Origin of the sequence: Neisseria sp. P0019.S003, from assembly GCF_051957115.1 — a bacterium.
GTDB classification, from domain to species: Bacteria; Pseudomonadota; Gammaproteobacteria; order Burkholderiales; family Neisseriaceae; genus Neisseria; species Neisseria flavescens_D.
Map to the genome: position 1 here is coordinate 1 of NZ_JBQCWT010000037.1, position 553 is coordinate 553.

A 553-nucleotide genomic window follows, 5' to 3' on the forward strand; every position below is an offset into this window, starting at 1 on the left:
ATCCCGAATCGGGCGACACCGACGGCAGGCGGGAACGCGGCAATCAGGAGTTTTTCACCAAAGTCGGGCAGAAACTGATTGCGCTGCTGAACGACATTACCGCCGACGGGCAGGTGTTCCGCGTCGATATGCGGCTGCGGCCGGACGGCGATTCGGGCGCGCTGGTATTGAGCGAAACTGCGCTGGAGCAATATTTGATTACGCAGGGACGCGAATGGGAACGCTACGCATGGTGCAAAGGCCGCGTGGTTACGCCGTATCCGAACGACATCAAATCTCTGGTGCGCCCCTTCGTGTTCCGAAAATATCTGGATTACAGCGCGTATGAAGCGATGCGGAACCTACACCGCCAAATCCGCAGCGAAGTCAGCAAAAAAGGCATGGCGGACAACATCAAACTCGGCGCGGGCGGCATCCGCGAAGTCGAATTTATCGCCCAGATTTTCCAGATGATACGCGGCGGACAAATGCGCGCGCTGCAACTGAAAGGCACGCAGGAAACGCTGAAGAAACTTGCCGAGCTGGGCATCATGCCGTCTGAAAACGTCGAAAC

General features: G+C 57.3%; 1 pseudogene. It reads left to right on the forward strand.

Going from position 1 to position 553, the window contains the following annotated elements:
• Positions 1–553, forward strand: a pseudogene (locus ACTHTS_RS10960) (bifunctional [glutamate--ammonia ligase]-adenylyl-L-tyrosine phosphorylase/[glutamate--ammonia-ligase] adenylyltransferase); the annotation flags it as partial.